Annotated in this window: 1 protein-coding gene and 1 pseudogene; one reads left to right on the forward strand and one right to left on the reverse strand. The window is 25.9% G+C overall.

What is annotated here, in order from left to right; genetic code table 11:
* A pseudogene (locus OC710_RS02725) lies at positions 1-920 on the forward strand (group II intron reverse transcriptase/maturase); the annotation flags it as partial.
* Between the two features lie 289 nt (positions 921-1,209).
* Here OC710_RS02725 and OC710_RS02675 read toward each other — a convergent pair.
* Entirely contained in the window at positions 1,210-1,575 is a 366-nt protein-coding gene (locus OC710_RS02675) for an SVM family protein (RefSeq protein ID WP_004994656.1), read from the reverse strand.
* Between the last annotated feature and the right edge of the window lie 344 nt (positions 1,576-1,919).

Consider the following 1,919-nt stretch of genomic DNA (forward strand, 5'->3'; position numbering starts at 1 on the left):
TGGGGGCTGATAGTGTTATCAATTTAAATCCAAAACCAAGAGTTGAATATATCCGTTATGCTGATGACTTTATTATTGGCATTAAAGGCGAATATGACCAAGCCGAAAGAATCAAAGACCAAGTAACTAAATGGCTAAAGCAGGATTTAAAACTTATAATCAACAAGAATAAATCGAAAATCGTGAAAGCCAGTAAAGGAACGAGGTTTCTATCCTACATGGTAAAGATCTACCCCACCAATAAAACTCGTGAAAAGAAAACCCGCAGGAATTCCTTAAATGGCAAGGTCCAAATCCAAATTCCCAGGGCGAAAGCTAAAGAATATGGGGAAGAATATAATTGGTTGAAAAAGGGAAAGGTGAGACACGATGAAACATTAGCAGATAGAGACGAGTTCGAAATAATCGGAACTTATCAAACAATTGTCCGAGGAATCATCCGATACTTTTGTTTTGCTAACAATCTAAGTGCTCTAACCCATCTAAATTATCTAGCTGAATATAGCTGTTTGAAAACACTAGCAAGGAAACGGAAAACGTCAATTGCCAAAGTTCGAAAGAAATGTAAAATTGGTTCAACTTAGGGAATTTCTTATCTTAACAAAAGGGAAACCCAATATGAACCATGGGAGGTTTACTCTTGGAACAAAATTAAGAAAATGCGTAATTACAAGGGAAACCCAGACATTACCATTAATAGATTTATATTCCAAGGTTGTACCCATCTAACTGACCGTTTAAAAGCGGAACGTTGTGAGGGTTGCAACAAAACAACCCAACTTCAAATTCATCACATTGGTACGGTCCGCAATGCGCACCACCGAAGTATCATGAATAAAAGAACAAAGGTATTGTGTAAAGATTGTCACCGCAAGATAACCAATCAACAAATACATGATATTAGAAAACAAGAACAATAAGAATAAATAGCTAATTAACCGCGAGGAGACATTAGTTCTCGTAAGAGAGTGAATTATGGAAAGCCGGATGCTGGGAAACTTGCTTGTCCGGTTTGGACGGGGGCTGATTGTAAATAAAACAGCAAAGATAAATCGCTGAATAAAACGCAATTAATCTATCCGTATTATCATTATGAATATATATTAAATATAAAATTTATAATTTTTATTTTTAAAAAAAATGCATTTGGATAAAAAATCCTCTTATTCTAAGAGGAATTTTTATGGGTTTTAATTTTAATTATTTTGTTTATATAATTTTTATAAATGGTTTTAAATTGAAAGTTACTTTTTTGGTTTTTTGTGAAATATTTTTGTAAATTTCATTTTTTCTTTCTTTTAATTGGATGTATTGTTGTTCTAATTTTAAAATTTCTTTTGTATCTGCCAAATTTAAATTAGGTTTTTTATGATTTCTAAAATAATATATTTGTTCTTCTAATTGTTTTTGTTGTATTGATAATTCTAATAATTTTATATTCATATTTTTATTATCGGAAATCAGTTCTTGTTTTTTTATCGCCATAACTTGATTATTATTTATCATTAATAATAACCTTAAAATAATAACTAAAAATAATTTTAAGAAACTTAATTTATTTTTTACTAAAAACATTGTCTATCACTCTTTTTATTGTTGTTATATTCCTCGATTGAGAAGAATGTATAAATATATTTAAATTAGCTATTTATATTTTAATATTAATTGTATATTTTTTTTTTTTTTTTTTTTTTTTTTTTTTTTAAAATTAAATTTTATTTTTAAAAATTATATTTGTTGTTAAAAAAATAATTTTTTTTTATTATATTATAAATAAATTATTTTTTTTTTAAAAATTTAAAAAATTTTTAATAAAATATTAAATAATTATTTTAAAATAAAAAAAAATTTTTAAAATAAATTAATAAATTAAAAAATTAAAAAAAAAAAAAAATTTATTATTTTAATTTTATTTTTAT

Source organism: 'Vigna radiata' phytoplasma (genome assembly GCF_030586915.1).
GTDB lineage: Bacteria > Bacillota_I > Bacilli_A > Acholeplasmatales > Acholeplasmataceae > Phytoplasma > Phytoplasma australasiaticum.